This window comes from Thermosynechococcus sp. TG215 (assembly GCF_031583455.1).
Lineage (GTDB): Bacteria > Cyanobacteriota > Cyanobacteriia > Thermosynechococcales > Thermosynechococcaceae > Thermosynechococcus.
Genome location: NZ_CP134178.1, coordinates 2,530,220 through 2,545,362 on the forward strand (window position 1 = coordinate 2,530,220; position 15,143 = coordinate 2,545,362).

General features: G+C 54.9%; 16 protein-coding genes. 7 read left to right on the forward strand and 9 right to left on the reverse strand.

What is annotated here, in order from left to right:
• Positions 1 to 121 precede the first annotated feature (121 nt).
• Genes RHJ02_RS12355 through RHJ02_RS12365 form a run of 3 tightly spaced genes read left to right on the forward strand, consistent with a single transcriptional unit; the run spans position 122 to position 2,523 of the window.
• Entirely contained in the window at positions 122 to 1,420 is a 1,299-nt protein-coding gene (locus RHJ02_RS12355; RefSeq protein ID WP_310800277.1) for an FAD-dependent oxidoreductase, read from the forward strand.
• 38 nt (positions 1,421 to 1,458) lie between these two features.
• Positions 1,459 to 2,034: a DUF3365 domain-containing protein gene (locus RHJ02_RS12360; protein ID WP_310743121.1), complete on the forward strand. Its 576-nt coding sequence runs from the start codon at positions 1,459 to 1,461 to the stop codon at positions 2,032 to 2,034.
• A 12-nt stretch (positions 2,035 to 2,046) separates the two neighbouring features.
• Positions 2,047 to 2,523, forward strand: coding sequence for a DUF3122 domain-containing protein (locus tag RHJ02_RS12365; RefSeq protein WP_310438617.1), 477 nt, complete (start codon positions 2,047 to 2,049; stop codon positions 2,521 to 2,523).
• Here RHJ02_RS12365 and RHJ02_RS12370 read toward each other — a convergent pair.
• Genes RHJ02_RS12370 through RHJ02_RS12380 form a run of 3 tightly spaced genes read right to left on the reverse strand, consistent with a single transcriptional unit; the run spans position 2,520 to position 5,536 of the window.
• The gene (locus tag RHJ02_RS12370) at positions 2,520 to 3,995 is read right to left on the reverse strand and encodes an anthranilate synthase component I (RefSeq protein ID WP_399379850.1); all 1,476 of its coding nucleotides are present in this window, start codon (positions 3,993 to 3,995) and stop codon (positions 2,520 to 2,522) included. The two genes, RHJ02_RS12365 and RHJ02_RS12370, sit on opposite strands and share 4 nt — an antisense overlap.
• Positions 3,893 to 4,795 (reverse strand): CbiQ family ECF transporter T component, encoded by a 903-nt coding sequence (locus RHJ02_RS12375; RefSeq protein WP_310800279.1) that lies wholly within the window; start codon positions 4,793 to 4,795, stop codon positions 3,893 to 3,895. Before RHJ02_RS12375 ends, RHJ02_RS12370 begins: the two co-directional genes overlap by 103 nt.
• 9 nt (positions 4,796 to 4,804) lie before the next feature.
• Positions 4,805 to 5,536 (reverse strand): PspA/IM30 family protein, encoded by a 732-nt coding sequence (locus RHJ02_RS12380; protein ID WP_302678449.1) that lies wholly within the window; start codon positions 5,534 to 5,536, stop codon positions 4,805 to 4,807.
• Positions 5,537 to 5,774: 238 nt separating this feature from the next.
• On the opposite strand from RHJ02_RS12380, the gene RHJ02_RS12385 reads away from it, so the two are divergent.
• On the forward strand, positions 5,775 to 6,089 hold the full coding sequence (locus RHJ02_RS12385; protein WP_310438619.1) for a pentapeptide repeat-containing protein: 315 nt from the start codon (positions 5,775 to 5,777) through the stop codon (positions 6,087 to 6,089).
• On the opposite strand, the gene RHJ02_RS12390 is transcribed toward RHJ02_RS12385, so the two are convergent.
• The gene (locus RHJ02_RS12390) at positions 6,090 to 7,190 is read right to left on the reverse strand and encodes a histidinol-phosphate transaminase (RefSeq protein WP_310800280.1); all 1,101 of its coding nucleotides are present in this window, start codon (positions 7,188 to 7,190) and stop codon (positions 6,090 to 6,092) included.
• Between the two features lie 114 nt (positions 7,191 to 7,304).
• On the opposite strand from RHJ02_RS12390, the gene RHJ02_RS12395 reads away from it, so the two are divergent.
• Positions 7,305 to 8,246 carry a DnaJ C-terminal domain-containing protein gene (locus tag RHJ02_RS12395; RefSeq protein ID WP_206200420.1) on the forward strand — a complete coding sequence of 314 codons (942 nt, stop codon included), beginning with the start codon at positions 7,305 to 7,307 and terminating at the stop codon, positions 8,244 to 8,246.
• Position 8,247: 1 nt separating this feature from the next.
• Here RHJ02_RS12395 and panB read toward each other — a convergent pair whose 3' ends face one another.
• Positions 8,248 to 9,033 carry a 3-methyl-2-oxobutanoate hydroxymethyltransferase gene (gene panB / locus RHJ02_RS12400; protein WP_206200421.1) on the reverse strand — a complete coding sequence of 262 codons (786 nt, stop codon included), beginning with the start codon at positions 9,031 to 9,033 and terminating at the stop codon, positions 8,248 to 8,250.
• A 116-nt stretch (positions 9,034 to 9,149) separates the two neighbouring features.
• Here panB and RHJ02_RS12405 point away from each other — a divergent pair, with 116 nt between their 5' ends.
• Together RHJ02_RS12405 and RHJ02_RS12410 are read left to right on the forward strand one after the other, a co-directional pair.
• Positions 9,150 to 10,673 (forward strand): bifunctional aminoglycoside phosphotransferase/ATP-binding protein, encoded by a 1,524-nt coding sequence (locus tag RHJ02_RS12405; protein ID WP_206200422.1) that lies wholly within the window; start codon positions 9,150 to 9,152, stop codon positions 10,671 to 10,673.
• A 45-nt stretch (positions 10,674 to 10,718) separates the two neighbouring features.
• On the forward strand, positions 10,719 to 12,005 hold the full coding sequence (locus RHJ02_RS12410; RefSeq protein WP_255521468.1) for a homoserine dehydrogenase: 1,287 nt from the start codon (positions 10,719 to 10,721) through the stop codon (positions 12,003 to 12,005).
• On the opposite strand, the gene cysW is transcribed toward RHJ02_RS12410, so the two are convergent.
• From cysW to RHJ02_RS12430, 4 genes are all read right to left on the reverse strand, one after another.
• Complete coding sequence (gene cysW / locus RHJ02_RS12415) at positions 12,002 to 12,841, reverse strand: sulfate ABC transporter permease subunit CysW (protein WP_302678453.1); 840 nt, start codon at positions 12,839 to 12,841, stop codon at positions 12,002 to 12,004. The genes RHJ02_RS12410 and cysW overlap by 4 nt on opposite strands.
• Positions 12,828 to 13,679 (reverse strand): sulfate ABC transporter permease subunit CysT, encoded by an 852-nt coding sequence (cysT, locus tag RHJ02_RS12420; RefSeq protein ID WP_206200424.1) that lies wholly within the window; start codon positions 13,677 to 13,679, stop codon positions 12,828 to 12,830. Before cysT ends, cysW begins: the two co-directional genes overlap by 14 nt.
• Complete coding sequence (locus RHJ02_RS12425; RefSeq protein ID WP_255521469.1) at positions 13,679 to 14,695, reverse strand: sulfate ABC transporter substrate-binding protein; 1,017 nt, start codon at positions 14,693 to 14,695, stop codon at positions 13,679 to 13,681. The genes cysT and RHJ02_RS12425 overlap by 1 nt, the downstream gene beginning before the upstream one ends.
• Positions 14,696 to 14,810: 115 nt before the next feature.
• Entirely contained in the window at positions 14,811 to 15,137 is a 327-nt protein-coding gene (locus tag RHJ02_RS12430; RefSeq protein ID WP_190278112.1) for a hypothetical protein, read from the reverse strand.
• Positions 15,138 to 15,143: the final 6 nt, after the last annotated feature.

The window sequence follows — 15,143 nt, forward strand, 5'->3', positions numbered from 1 at the left end:
CAAGGCCACAGGATCAATACAGCGCGACGCTGGGGTTCTCCCTAGCACAGACGGCTGTAGCCAATTGTATCTTCTTATACTACCATATAGTTAATTAAATAAACTTACAGAGGACACGGTCATGGCACGGGTGGTTGTCCTTGGGGCGGGCATTGGCGGATTGCCCACAGCCTACGAATTGCGGCATCGTTTGGGCGATCGCCATCAAGTGGTGTTGGTCTCCGATGTGGATCGCTTTACATTTATTCCAGGACTAGTGGCAGTTGCCCTCGGACACCATTCCCTCGAACGCCTGCAAGTGCCCCTAGGGATCGTGAGCCGTCGCCATGGGTTGCAATGGGTGCAAGGCAAAGTTCAGCAGATTGACCCTAAAGCTAAGAAAGTCTATTTGCCTGAGCAAACCCTTGACTACGACTATTTAGTGATTGCCACAGGGGCAGAACTCGCCCTCGATTTGATTCCCGGCCTTGGCGTTCACAGTCATTCCGTGTGTACCCCCGCCCACGCAGTTGCCGCCCATCGAGCATGGCAAGCATTCCTCAAAGACCCCAAGGACTTAGTTGTGGGTGCGGCGCCAGGAGCCAGTTGCTTTGGGCCTGCCTATGAATTTCTGTTTTTGGCGGAGTATGCCCTGCGGCGTCATCGGTTGCGCGATCGCGTCAAGATTACATTCATTACCCCTGAACCCTACATTGGCCATCTGGGGATTGGTGGCTTGGCCAACAGTGATCAACTCACCCTAGACCTGATTGCACAGCGGGGCATTGAAACCATCACGAATGCCGAGATCACGGCCATTGAGCCGCATCGGATTTTGTTGCGGGATGGACGGGTAATCCCCTTTGGCTACAGCATGATTTTGCCACCTTTTCGCGGGCCAGCCTTTGTGCGTGCCTCGGGTCTTGGCAATGAAAAGGGATTTTTGCCCCTGCTGCCCACCCTTCAGCACCCCGACTATCCTGAAATCTATGGGGTCGGTATTAGTGTTCACCTGCCGCCGATAGAAGTCACCCCTGTGCCTATGGGCTTGCCCAAGACGGGTCAAATGACCGAGGAGATGGCGATCGCCGCCAGCCACAACATTGCCGTTGCCCTTGGGGAATTAGCCGCTGACCCTGTAGTGCCGACCCTCGATGCCCTCTGTTTTGCCGACTTTGGTGACACGGGTATTGCCTATATTGCCGCTCCTGTGATTCCTGAGACCCTCGGGCAGAAGCGCCGCTTGGCCTACGCCATTCAAGGATTGTGGGTGAGTTGGGTCAAGGCTGTCTTTGAGCGCTACTTCCTGCTGAAAATGCGATGGGGGCTAAGTGTTCCTTGGTTTGAACAGTGGGGACTGCGGCTCTTCTTTGGCCTTTCCCTTGTGCGTCCCCTTCAACCCCCCCTAGTTTCCAAGCAGCAACCGTTCGCAAAAGTTTGATATGCAACCGTTAACAACACTGACAAGGAGTAATTTTTATGGCGCGCCTCTTTCTCATGGGTCTGTTGATGGTTTGTCTATGGCTCAACAGTTCCTCAGTCACATTGGCCAGTGTGAATCCCGATGAACTGGGGAAAGCCGTAACCGCCATTGAACAGTTGGATCAAATGCGCATTGGCCTTGCCTCTACTTTAGAAGGAAGTCCCACGGAACCCACCCTTGACACCTTTAAGGCTGTTTGTGCCCCCGTGGGCAAGAAAGCGAAGGAAATTGCTGCTGCCAATGGCTGGCAACTGCGTCAGGTAGCCCTCAAGTACCGCAACCCCAACCATGCCCCGCGCACAGCGCTGGAAGTGCAAGCCCTCAATCGCTTTGATAACAATCGTCAACTCCAAGCCTTTTGGCAAACGGATGCTGAAGGGGTGCACTACTTCCGTCGCATTGATGTCCAAGCCAGTTGCCTTGCCTGTCATGGGGCGAAAAATCGGCGGCCTGCCTTTATTCAAGAAAAATATCCCAGCGATCGCGCCTATGGCTTCCGTGTTGGTGATCTGCGGGGCATGTACGCTGTGACGATTCCGCAAATTCAACAGGCACTCCAAACCTCACCCTAGGGAGGAACTTCAATGAAACGTTGGCAGGGTTGGTTACTTGTGATCCTGCTCGTCATTCTCCTGTGGCTAGCGGTGTCCCCCAGTAGCCCTGCCATGATTCGCACCATTGAAGAGGCTCCCAATCAAGTGGTGGTGCAGTCGCGGCATCAGTTGCGCGATAATCGTGGCTTCACGTGGCAGGTGATTCTCTTTTCCCGTCGTGACCAGTTGCAATTACGCTTGGTGGGGTTTCCCGAGCAGTACCACTTTCGCCATCTCGATCCCTTGGTGCTGATCACATCGAGCGGTCAAACCCTCACAGCCGTAGATGACTTTCCCAAGGCAGACTCCGTTGCCAATGTGGGACAGTTTGACCTGTTGCCCCTTGTACCGCGCTTGCCCCAGAGTGAACCCTTGGTACTGCGTCCGCCCCTAGAGGAGCAGGGGATTGAGATTGCTGTGCCTGCGGCTGTGGTAATTGAATGGCACGCTCTGATGGAGGGAGTCTAGGAACGGGGGCTGATGGGCGTAGGTGTCCCAAGGGCAAGGAGTAGGGCTTGGGCTTTGCTCAGGGATTCTTGCCATTCCCGCTCTGGATCACTGTCGGCCACAATACCGGCGCCCACTTGCCCCCAAGTCGTCTGGCGATCGCCCGCCACCAAAAGAGTACGGATGAGGATATTCAAGTCCAAATGCCCCCGCTGATCCCAGTAGCCACAGGAACCGTAGAACAAATTGCGGGGAAAGGGTTCCAAATCGGCCAAAATCGCCATGCAGCGTACCTTGGGACAGCCGGTAATCGTGCCACCGGGAAAGAGGGCACGGATCACATCCACAGGAGACAGCCCCGGCTGCAACGTGCCGCGAACATTGCTCACCAAGTGAATCACATGGCTGTAGTACTCCAGCGTTAGGAGTTCATCCACCACCACACTGCCCCACTGGCACACTCGCCCCAAGTCATTGCGCTCTAAATCCACGAGCATCATGTGTTCTGCCTGTTCCTTGGTATTGCTGAGGAGTTCCTCGGCGTAGGCGCGATCGCCCGCTGGGGTTTGGCCGCGCGGACGGGTACCAGCAATGGGTCGGGTTTGCACCCTATCTCCCTGCACTTGCACCAAGCGTTCCGGTGAGCAACTGACAATGTAGCCCCAAGGGGTCTGCCAAAAACTGGCAAAGGGAGACGGGTTAATCTGCTGCAGCCGCAGGTATTGTTGCCAAGGATCAACGCGCCCGTAATGGCAAAAGCGGGCCGACAGATTGGCCTGAAAAATATCCCCGGCACGAATATGGCGGAGAATCTGCCGCACCGCTGCTTGGTAGGTATCGGGTTGCCAGCCAGCGGCTAGTTCAATGCTGCCGGGGCGATCGGGTAGGGGCAGATGAAGGGCAGGGGACGTTTGCTCTAGGCTCTGTTGGAGAAGGGTTAACTCTGCCTCGGTGGAAGCTGCTAGATAGAGGAGATCTTCTTGATGATCTAAAACCGCGAAGGCTTGGGGTTCATACCAAAAGGCCACTGGAAAAGGGAGAGGATCAGGCTTCAGAGGCGGCAGGGCTTCAATTTCCCACGCCAACTCATACCCCAGCCATCCCAACCAGCCACCAGTAAAGGGCAGATGGCGCACCGCTTCAGGAACCGCTTCACATTGGGGAAAGCTGTGTAGCGTCGGCAGGACTTGACCCAAGGAGAGTGGCCACTGGCGATCGCGCCGTGGTGACCCCGCACAAATGGAGTAGCGCGCTTGGGGAGTCGGGGCTTGGGCTGGGCTTTCCAGTAAAACGGCAATTGGCTCAGTCAAAAACAATTGCTGAAAAATAGCGCGACCCGTGCGACGCCGCAGCGGCAAACAGCACCATAGCCACGGCTGACAGGGGAACATCAATGGTGTGTCACCCCCAACCAACCCAAACGAACCAACCAAAATAACCCCATGCCCCCCAGAGCCAACCAATCTCGCCGCTGCAGTCGCAGATGGTGCCAGGGATTATCGTAGGTTCCCGGTTCTTGAAAGCCCCGCACCTGCATCGCACAGGCCACCTGTTCTGCCCGCAGGAGTAAATTGTCCAACAGCCGTACTGCTAAGGTGAGCCACAACTTGATGCTGCCCTTAATGCCCACCAGTCGCCAATTGATAGCACGCGTCCGCACTGAGCGGCTCAGGTTTTGCACCTCTTCTAAGACCAAGGGAATAAACCGCAGCGACAGCGTCAAAGTCAGGGCAATTTCCGCCACCGGCAGCTTAAAGGGTTTCAGGGGCTGCATCAGATTTTCCAAGCCAGCGGTGACTTCTTCTGGGGCAGTGGTCAGCAAAAACAGATGCGTACTGTAAAGGAGCGTAAACAGGAGGGTACTCAGTCGTAACCCCAAATCCAGCGATCGCTGGGAGACTTGCAGATGAATTGGAAACTGACCCACTTGGGCACGAAACTGCCACAGGATATAACTGTAACTCGTGGGCGGAGCGGTGGCTTCCAAAGGACGGCGGGGTTGATAGGTGACCGCCATCCCATCCGGCATCAAAGCCGTGATGACTAGAATTAAACTCCCCACCAAGAGGAGCCACAGCAGTTGCCGCCGCCACACCCGTGCGGGAATCCCCCCTAGGAGGGTCAGGAGAATTAAACTGACCACTAGCCCCAACCGCCAACTGACATCCGCCAAAATAGGTGCCAACAGAAACGTCATCAACCATGCCAACTTAACCCGCGGATCAAGGCGGTGCAGCCAAGTCACCGGTTGTTCAAGGTATAGCCCCAAAGGGAGCGATCGCAGGAGATCCATGGAAAATAACTAGTTCTTCTTCAGTTCCCGCCGCAGGGCTTCCAACTCTGGATCGTAGGCAGGGGTGCTGCTGGGTGACAGTTGCGGGTTGGCCAATTCTGCCTTCAGCCGTGCCAAATCGTCATCCACACTGCCGGCTTCGAGGGCGGCAAACTTGGCTTCGAGGGTATCGCTATTGAGTTCAGCCACGGCTTGGGAGCGAGCCTCCATTTCCTGAACCCGTTCCTCCATGCGCTCAAAGGCGGCCATGGGGGCATTGGTGTTGAGGCTGCTAAAGGTTTGTTGCAGTTGCTCTGAGGCCTTGGCTGCCCGTGCCCGTGCCACCAGCATTTCTTTGCGGGTTTTCGCTTCCGCGATTTTGCTTTCAAGCTGCTGCATTTGTTTTTTGAGGGCTTCCACTTGGGTCACGGACTGCTCCAATTGCCCTTTGAGAGCCATGGCTGCATTCAGTGCTGTTTTTTTGCGACTCAAGGCCTCAAGCGCTAGTTGCTCATCCCCATGTTGCAGGGCAATTTTGGCACGGCGCTCCCACTCAGCCGCCTGCTGTTGATGTTGGTTGAACTGTTGCTCTAACCGCTTTTGGGAGGCGATCGCTTGGGCGACGGCTTGCCGCAGGGTCACCAGATTGTCCTGCATTTCAATCATGGTCTGCTCAAGGATTTTTTCGGGATCTTCAGCAGCACCCACCAGCGCATTGAGCCAACTGCGAACCACACGGCTGACGCGATCAAACAGTCCCACAGCGTTATCTCCCTATTGGTTCCTTATCTATAGCAGTATGCCACTTTCCTTAGACCCTTTGGCCACGAGTTCCAAAAACGGTCGCTGCCCTAGGCTTAAGCTATAGTAAAATCATCAGAATCCTGATCCTACTTTAGTGATGTCTGCTTCTTCGGGGCGACCTTCAGACGCCTTTGATAAACACGGTTTTCTCAGTCGCTACGCCCCAGCCATCATTAATCAAAATAGAGCTGATCAAATGCTGGCAGACTATGCCAAAGGGCGGCGTGACTTTCGGCGATTGGATTTGCGCGGTGTCAACCTAGAAGATGTGAATTTGGCAGGGGCCGATCTCAGTGGCTCGGATTTAAGCAATGCCACACTGACCAACGTGGATTTGACCAATGCCAAGCTGATTGAAGTTAAGCTGATCAATGCTGAACTGACGGCTGTGCAATTGCGCCAAGCCAACCTGAGTCGCGCCAACCTGCGGGGTGCCACACTGACCTACACGTCTTTAGCCACGGCAACCCTGCGGGGAACAGTCCTGCCCAATGGCCGCTTGTCCGATTAGCTAAAGCTGGTGCAAAAAAGCTTGCAGCCGTTGCCAAAAGCGCTCCATCTCCGCTGGTGTGCCAATGGTGACCCGAATGCCGCTAGCGATCGCCCGTACAAGAGTCCCCTGACGCCGCAAGGCATCACACAGGGGCTGGGTGTATTGCGGTTCCTGCAAGCGGAAAAAGAGGAAATTGGCCACACTCGGCCATACCCGCAGTTGGGGGCAACCCTGAAGCCGTTCATAGAGGCGCTCCCGCTCCGCTAGCACCGTGGGAATCTCTGCCAGCAACGCCGGCCGATGGTCAAGGGCAACTTGCGCCGCCACTTGAGAAAACGTAGGCAGGTTATAGGGCAGACGAACCTTTTCTAAAACCGCAATCACCTCGGCATTGCCAATGGCGTAGCCCACCCGATGGGCGGCGAGTCGAAAGGCCTTGGAAAACGTACGCAGAATCAACCAGTTGGGATGCGCTGCCAAGTCCCCCACCAGTGTCTTGCCCGAAAATTCAAAATAGGCCTCATCAATCACCACTAAAATGTCCTCAGGAAGCTGCTGTAGCCAGTCCACCTCCGCTGCGGTTAGGGGGTTCCCTGTTGGGGAGTTGGGTTGCAGCATAAAGAGAACGCGCACGGGGGGAGCCGCTTGGGCAATGAGGGTATTGGCTTCAGCAATTTGCACGGCAAAGGTGTCAGGATCGCGGGGCGATCGCTGGACGGGAATCCCTAGGGTTTGGGCGAGGATCCCGTATATGGAAAATGTCGGTTCTGCCACTAGGATAGAACCGTAGCCCCCGATCGCAGTGGCCAGTAAAATCGAGCGAATTAGCTCATCGGAGCCGTTGCCAACCGCAATTTGGTGTGGGGAGATCTCCGTTGGGCTGTGTTCACTGACATAGCGAGCGATCGCCTGCCGCAGCGGCCAATGATGACTGTCGGGATAGCGATGACTGGCGAGGGTGCTGACATACTGTTGAGCTAACGCCTCCTTAAGGGCAATGGGCAAATCCCACGGAAACTCATTGGTATCGAGGTAATCCAGTTCTAGGGGTAGGGAGTCACTGCTGGGGGTGGAGTAGGCGCGGAGGTTGCTCAGTTCTGGACGAAGAAACGTCGCCATGCCAAGACGGTATAAAGGGATTCAACTATAATAGCACTGAGCTTTTTGCCTTAATTTGCTGCTAGCCCTGACACTAAATCTTCATCTTTTGATTACGTAGAGGCGAATGTTCCTATGGCGCGTACCGACTTCAAAGATTACTACCAAATCCTCGGGGTCAGCAAAAATGCCACGGATGCCGAAATTCGGCAAGCCTTTCGCCGCCTCGCGCGCAAGTATCACCCCGACTTAAATCCGGGGGACAAAGAGGCAGAAGCTCGTTTCAAGGAAATTAACGAAGCCCACGAAGTGCTCTCAGATCCGGAAAAGCGACGCAAATACGATCAATTTGGTCAGTATTGGCAACAGGCCAGTGCGGCGGGTGCTGGTGGCTTTAATGTCAATATTGGTGACTTTGGCGCTGACTTTAGTCAGTTTAGCAGCTTTGAAGACTTTATCAACGAGTTGCTGGGGCGATTTGCCACTGGCACCACCACAGGGCGTACCCGCACTTGGAGCAGCGCTGGCTTTGATTCATCGCCATTTGGGAGCACCGATATTGATTTAGAGGTACAAATTAGTTTCCAAGAGGCCTTTGAGGGGTGCCAAAAAACCTTCAAGATTGGCAATGAACAGGTGACTGTGACGATTCCCGCTGGCATTAAACCAGGAACGAAGTTACGACTGCGGGGGAAAGGTCAATATAACCCCTACACCCAACAGCGAGGGGATTTATATCTCGCGGTACAGGTGGCGCCCCATCCCCTCTTCCGCTTTGAAGAGGATCAATTGGTGATTGATTTGCCAATCACGCCGGATGAAGCTGCCTTGGGTGCTCAAGTCACGGTACCGACGCCCTCTGGGACTGTGGTTTTGAATGTGCCCCCTGGTACGCGATCTGGGCAATCGCTGCGGTTGCGGGGCAAAGGGTGGCGCAGTAGTAGCGGCATTACTGGCGATCTCTTGGCCAAGGTGCAAATTGTGCCCCCCAAATCCCTGAGTGCCCAAGAAAAAGAACTCTACGAAAAGTTGCGATCGCTGCGCACCTTTAACCCCCGTGCCCATTGGCCGCTCTAAGTTAGGGAAATTGCCGCGATTTTACAGCTTGGCAGTAGCTCTTAAGGGCAGCGATCGCCTGAGTGCCCAAGTCGGCATACACCTTAGCAAAGGGGGGCACCTGTGGACTCAAGCCCAAAACATCTGCCGTCACCAACACCTGACCATTACAGTAGGGGCCGGCGCCAATTCCAATCGTGGGAATTTCCAGCTTGGCAGTAATCTGCTGTGCCAAATCCGCAGGAATATGCTCCAAAATCACGGCAAAGGCTCCTGCTTCGGCCAGAGCAAGGGCATCTGCGAGAATTGCTTCTGCCCCCTGTGGCGTCTTCCCCTGTTGTCGCCATCCCCCCAACTGATGCACCCGCTGCGGCAACAGACCCACATGACCCAGCACCGGGATGCCGGCCTCCACTAAGCGCCGCGTTGCTGCCTGCACCACCGGAGAGGCACCTTCCATTTTCACTGCTTGGACGTCTGCTTCTTTGACTAAACGCCCCGCTGAGCGCAGGGCCTGTTCGGGGCTTTCGTGGTAGCTCAAAAAGGGCAGGTCACACACGAGGAAACTGTGGCTGACGCCCCGCCGCACCGCCTGCGCATGGTGAATCATCTGATCAAGGGTCACCGGCAACGTGGTTTGATAGCCAAGGGCAACCATACCAAGGGAATCCCCGACAAGGATCACATCCACCCCCGCCGCATCCAATAGCCGCGCCCACAGATAATCCCAAGCTGTGAGCATGGTAATCGGCTCTCCCTGCTGTTTTTTTTGCTGGAGTTGGGGTAAGGTTACGGGGCGACGCACCATAGTCAAATCCACGAGCTTCGTATCCCCATCCTCTAAAGGAACGCTCAAAACGTCAATTTAGCCACAGGCATAGAGTCTAGTGATATGATTGGGGCGCGATGTTAGCCACAATACGCATGTCTTTGCCTGCCTTTGTCGAAGCCCTATTAACCCCTGCTGCGTACCCCCATGCAGTGACCTCTCCCATTCAATTGCTGCAAACGCATATTTCCTACGTATTTCTGACGGGGGACTATGCCTATAAGGTGAAAAAGCCGGCGGATTTTGGCTTTTTGAACTTTACAACCCTAGAAAAGCGGCTATTTTACTGTCGGGAAGAGTTACGGCTGAATCGCCGTTTGGCGTCAGATCTCTACTTGGCGGTGGTGCCCATTGTGGCGGTAGGCGATCGCTATTTTGTGGCGGATCCCCAAGACTTACCTGCGGGAGCTGAGGTGATTGACTATGCCGTGCAAATGCGGCAATTTGATCAGTCGCAACTGTTTTCGCACCTCTTTGCAGCCAACCAAGTCACCCCCCACCTGATTGAATCCCTCGGTAAAGAACTGGCTCATTTCCACCGCGCCGCTGCCACAGATCCCCACATTAGTGAATTTGGTTCCCCGCGGGCGATCGCCCAAGTGATTAACAATTGCCATGCCTTGGCGGCTCAGTTTGTCGGTCGCTGTCAATCCCCAGAACAGTACGCGGCGATTCAGGCTTTTACCGATGACTTTTTGACGCGGCATCAGGAGTGGTTGGTGCAGCGGCAAGCCGCAGGCAAAATCCGCGAATGCCATGGGGATCTGCACCTGAACAATATCTGCCTGTACAACGGCAGGGTGCAAATTTTCGACTGCATTGAGTTCAACGAAGAATTTCGCAATATTGATGGCATCTATGACGCCGCCTTTTTGCTGATGGATCTAGAGTTTCGGGGTCGCGGGGACTTGGCCAATCTCTTCCTCAATACCTACTTGGAGTGGAGTGGGGACTACGCTGGGGCGGTGCTGTTGCCCCTTTACCTTTGCATCAGAGCCTATATTCGCGGCAATGTGAACGCCTTGGCCCTCAACGATCCCGCCATTAGCGAGGCCGAAAAGGCACAGATTCAAGCCACGGCTGCGGCCTACTATGAGGCGGCCTATCGCTACACCCAACCACGTCAAGCCAAGCTCTATGTCATGTGCGGTCTCTCTGGGGCAGGCAAAAGTACACGGGGACGGGGTCTCGCCCAAGCCGAGCAAGCCATTCAAATCCGCTCCGATGCCGTGCGTAAGCACTTGGCGGGCATCCCCCTTGACCGCCGCAGCAGTGATTTCCCGCAGGTCGATCTCTATTCTGAGGCCATGACCCAAAAAACCTATAATCAGCTCTTGGCCTATGCAGAATTGTTGCTGCGTCAAGGACAAACGGTGATTTTGGATGCCAAGTACGATCGCGTGGCGCTGCGCCAACCCGTGATTGCTTTAGCTGAGAAATTGCAGGTGCCCTTGGAGATTCACTTCTGTAATGCACCGCCTGAGGAACTGCGCCGTCGTCTGAGCGATCGCCAAGGGGATATTGCCGAGGCCACGCCCGATCTCATTGCTGCCCAAGTGGCGAGTTTTGAATCCTTTTTGCCTGAGGAGGAACCCTACGTTCGCCATGTGTGTGACTAGGACGAGCGCGACTGATAATAGGAACAGTGCAATAGGACGGGTCTGATGTATCACATTGGTTTACTAGGGTTGGGCACTGTTGGTGGCGGTGTGGCGCAAATTTTGGCGGATCCAGCGGGGCGCCACCCGCTGATCAAGGAACTGGCGATCGCCCAAGTGGGGGTACGGGATATCCATAAGCCCCGTGCTGTTGCCCTTGATCCCAAGCTCCTGACCACTGACTTAGAACGCATTGTGACTCATCCTGAGATTGACATTGTGGTGGAAGTCCTCGGCGGCATTGAACCGGCGCGATCGCTCATCCTCAAAGCCATTGCCCACGGCAAGCACATTGTCACCGCCAACAAGGCCGTCATTGCCCGTCATGGTGCTGAAATTTTTGATGCCGCCAATGCCCAAGGGGTCTATGTGATGCTCGAAGCGGCCGTGGCCGGTGGCATTCCTGTCATTCAAGCCCTGAAACAGAGCCTAGGTGCCAATCGTATCCACAGTGTCAGCGGCATTCTCAATGGCACCACCAACTACATCCTGACCCGCATGCAGCAGGAACAGGGGGATTTTGCCCCCATCCTTGCCGATGCCCAACGCCTAGGGTATGCCGAAGCCGATCCCAGTGCTGACATTGAGGGATGGGATGCCGCGGATAAAATTGCCATTCTGGCCAGCCTTGCCTTTGGGGGGCGGATTCGCCGCGAGGAAGTGTATTGCGAGGGCATTCGTGGGATCACGGCGGTAGATATTGCCTATGCGGAAAAACTCGGATTTCGCATTAAACTGCTGGCGATCGCCCGCCAGCTCAGTGGCCAGCCCCTAGAGGTGCGCGTTCATCCGACGCTCGTGCCCCTTGAGCACCCCCTTGCCGGCGTCAATGGCGTCTTTAATGCCATTCTCCTAGAGGCAGAGCCTTTGGGACAGGTAATGTTCTATGGTCCCGGTGCCGGTGCAGGGGCAACCGCCAGTGCCGTCGTGGCGGATTTAATCAACATTGCCGCCCTTCTCCCCCAAGGACGTGCCAGCCATCCCTTGCTCACCTGCCAGCACGATCAGTTTATGCCGCTGCTACCGATGGCGGAGGTGGATAGTCGTTTCTATGCCCGTGTCCATGCCCAAGATCATCCGGGAGTCCTAGGGAAACTGGGTACCTGTTTTGGCAACCACAATGTTAGCTTGGAATCCCTTGTGCAAATTGGCAGCCACAATGAACTGGCAGAAATTGTGATTGTCACCCACCATGTGCGCGAAGGGGAGTTTCGTCAAGCTATGGCCGAGATTGCCCAAATGACCGATATTGAAGCCGTGCCCTCGATTTTGCGCGTCCTCGGCACCTCCTAGGGATTGGGCTTGATCCCTGTTTTCCGCTCCAAAATTTCCTTAACCACGAGCGTCACAAGCGCTAGCAAGCCAAGGATCACCGCTGCCGCATAGGCGGACTCCGTATTGTAGTTTTTGTAGGCATCCTCCACAAAGAGGGGCAGGGTTTGCGTCAGACCCGCCACATTGCCAGAGACCACTGCCACAGCGCCAAACTCCCCCATCGCTCGCGCATTGGTCAACAAGACCCCATAGAGCAGCCCCCAGCGGATATTGGGCAGGGTGACTCGCCAAAAGGTTTGCCACTCATTGGCGCCTAGGGTTTTTGCGGCTTCCTCCTGCTCGGTGCCGATTTCTTCTAGGACAGGGATGACTTCTCGCGCCACAAAGGGCAAACTCACAAAGGCTGTTGCCAGCACCATCCCCGGAAAAGAGAAAATAACGCGAATATCTAAAGCTTGCAGCCAGCCCCCGAACCAGCCATTGCGGCCATAGACCAGTACCAGCATCAGTCCGGCAACAACGGGGGAGATGGAAAAAGGTAGGTCAATAATGCTCAGTAAAAGGGTGCGTCCCACAAAGCGATGGCGGGCGATCGCCCAAGCGGCACAGAGACCAAAGATCGTGTTTAAGGGCACCACCACCAAGGCAAGGGCAAAGGTCAGCCACACCGCATGCAGAAAATCCGGCTCCAGCAAATTTTCCAGAAAGGGCATGACTCCCTTGTGAAAGGCTTGGAAAAGGACATTGGCCGCCGGCAGCAAAAGCACAAGGGCTAAGTAGGCGATGGCAATAACAATCAAAAGGGCATGTAGCCATGGCTTTTCTTGGGTGGGCGAGGGTTTAACGCTCCGCATAGCGCCGCCCCCACGCTTGCAGCAGATTAATCAGAAATAAAATCGCTAGGGATACCAAGAGCATCACCGTACCAATAATGGTTGCTGCCTCATAGTCATACTGCTCTAAGCTCTGAAACACCAGCACTGAGGCAATCAAGTCCCGAAAAGGAGTGTTGGAGGAAATAATCACAATTGAGCCAAATTCCCCCACTGCCCGTGAGAAGCCTAGGGCAACGCCTGTGAGAATAGCGGGCATCAAAGGTGGCAAAATCACTCGCCAAAAGGTCTGCCCATGAGTAGCACCCAGCGACCATGCTGCCTCCTCCACATCCTTTTCCATTTCGGTGAGGACGGGCTGCACCGTGCGAATCACGAAGGGTAAGGAAATAAAGAGCATCGCCACCGCCACCCCCCAGCGGCTGAAGGCAATTCTGATTCCGAAGGGCGCTAGTAAGCTACCAATCCAGCCATTTTCGCTATAGACCGTTGCGAGGGTGAGACCCGCCACCGCCGTTGGCAATGCAAAAGGTAGATCCACGACAGCATCAAAGAAGCGCTTCCCCGGAAAGGAATAGCGCACCAGCACCCAAGCAATCAGGGTACCAAAGACGCCATTGATCAGCGCTGCGATGAGGGCAGTCACAAACGTGACTTCATAGGCCGACAGGGCGATCGCCCGCGTTGCCACCTGCCAAAAATGCAGTGGCCCAGCACTACTGGCACGGCTCAAGAGGGCAGCAATGGGTACAGCCAGCATCACGAGTAAGTAAAAGACCGTGATTCTCCAAACCCAAGGAAACTGCCAGCGCTGTTTCTGAGGAGAGAGTGACGGCGAAATGGGGTGGGTAGCGGTCATCAGGCTTGATTCTCCTGCTGAATTTGATCAAACAGGGCGCCATTAGCGAAAAATTGGGCTTGCACCTTCTCCCAGCCCCCTAAATCTGCCACGGTAAAGAGGGTGGGCACGGGTGGAAACGTCTGCTGATGAGCGGCAAGGACGGTGGCATCCACGGGTCGAAAACCATATTGGGCAAAGATCTCCTGAGCTTGGGGAGTATAGAGAAAGTCAATATAGGCCTGTGCTACCTCCCGTGTGCCATGTTTATCCACGTATTGATCCACAAGGGCGATCGGGTTTTCAATCAGGATATTCACAGGAGGAAGGATATAGGAAAGGGTCTTGCCCTTTTGGCGAGCCAAGATCACTTCATTTTCATAGTTGATCAGGGCATCCCCCTGTCCCTGTTTCAAAAAGGCATCAGTGGCTTCACGACTATCGCGGGGGAGAGCAGCCACATGGCGAAAGGCTTCAGTCACAAACTGCCGCGCCTGATCAAACGTTCCCCCTGTTTCCGTGACCGATCCCCACAGCGCAAGGAAGTTCCAGCGAGCCGCGCCAGAGGTTTTGGGATCGGCAGTCACAAATGTCACCCCCTCACGGGTGAGATCCTGCCATGTTTGCAGATTTTTCGGGTTGCCGTCACGGGTAATCAGGGCACCGACAGAAGTGGTGACAATGCTGTTGTGGGGGGCTTGGCTAGCCCAATCGGGGCGAATTAACCCTGCTTTGGCAATGCGATCGACATCTAAAGCAAGGGACAAGTGGACAATATCGGCTTCTAGGCCATCAATCACCGCCCGTGACTGACTGCCCGAGGGACCATAACTCGTTCGGAAGCGCACTTTTTGTTGATGTTCCTGTTCCCATTGAGCAGCAAACAGGGGCATAATAGCCTCGTGCGCTTTTTTAGTGACCGAGAACGAAGAAAGCGTTAGATTCACCTGAGCAGGGCGACCATCGGGCAGAGTGGCCTGAAATTGACAAGCAGCGGTGAGACCACTGAGACCTACCGCTAGTAAGAACAAGCTCAACCAAACCCTAAAACGCCGCCAATTGACCATTCTGCCATCAATCTACGATAAATCGGTCGGAATACTGATGTGTAATCCATCTTAGCAGAAGGGGCGGCGATTCTGACTGGAATTCTTAAAACGTGATCAGCACCCCACTCGGATTCGCGGGAATCACATACTGCGGTTGATTGCGATGGGGCTTTTTGCGGTGATGGCGCGATCGCGGGGAGGCTGGCGGAACACTAACCACTCTTGGCTGTACCACATACACGGGTTGTGTTTGAGGGGTAGGCACCACATAGACGGGTTGGCTAGAGGGACTGGGCACCACATACACCGGCTGACGGGAACCACCAAGATTCACGTTGACATTCAGTTGAGCCGCGGCGGTATCCACAAAGGAAAGAACCGCCAAACCAGTCAAGGACGATAGGCCAACGACTTGAAGTGTCTTCAACATCGTCAA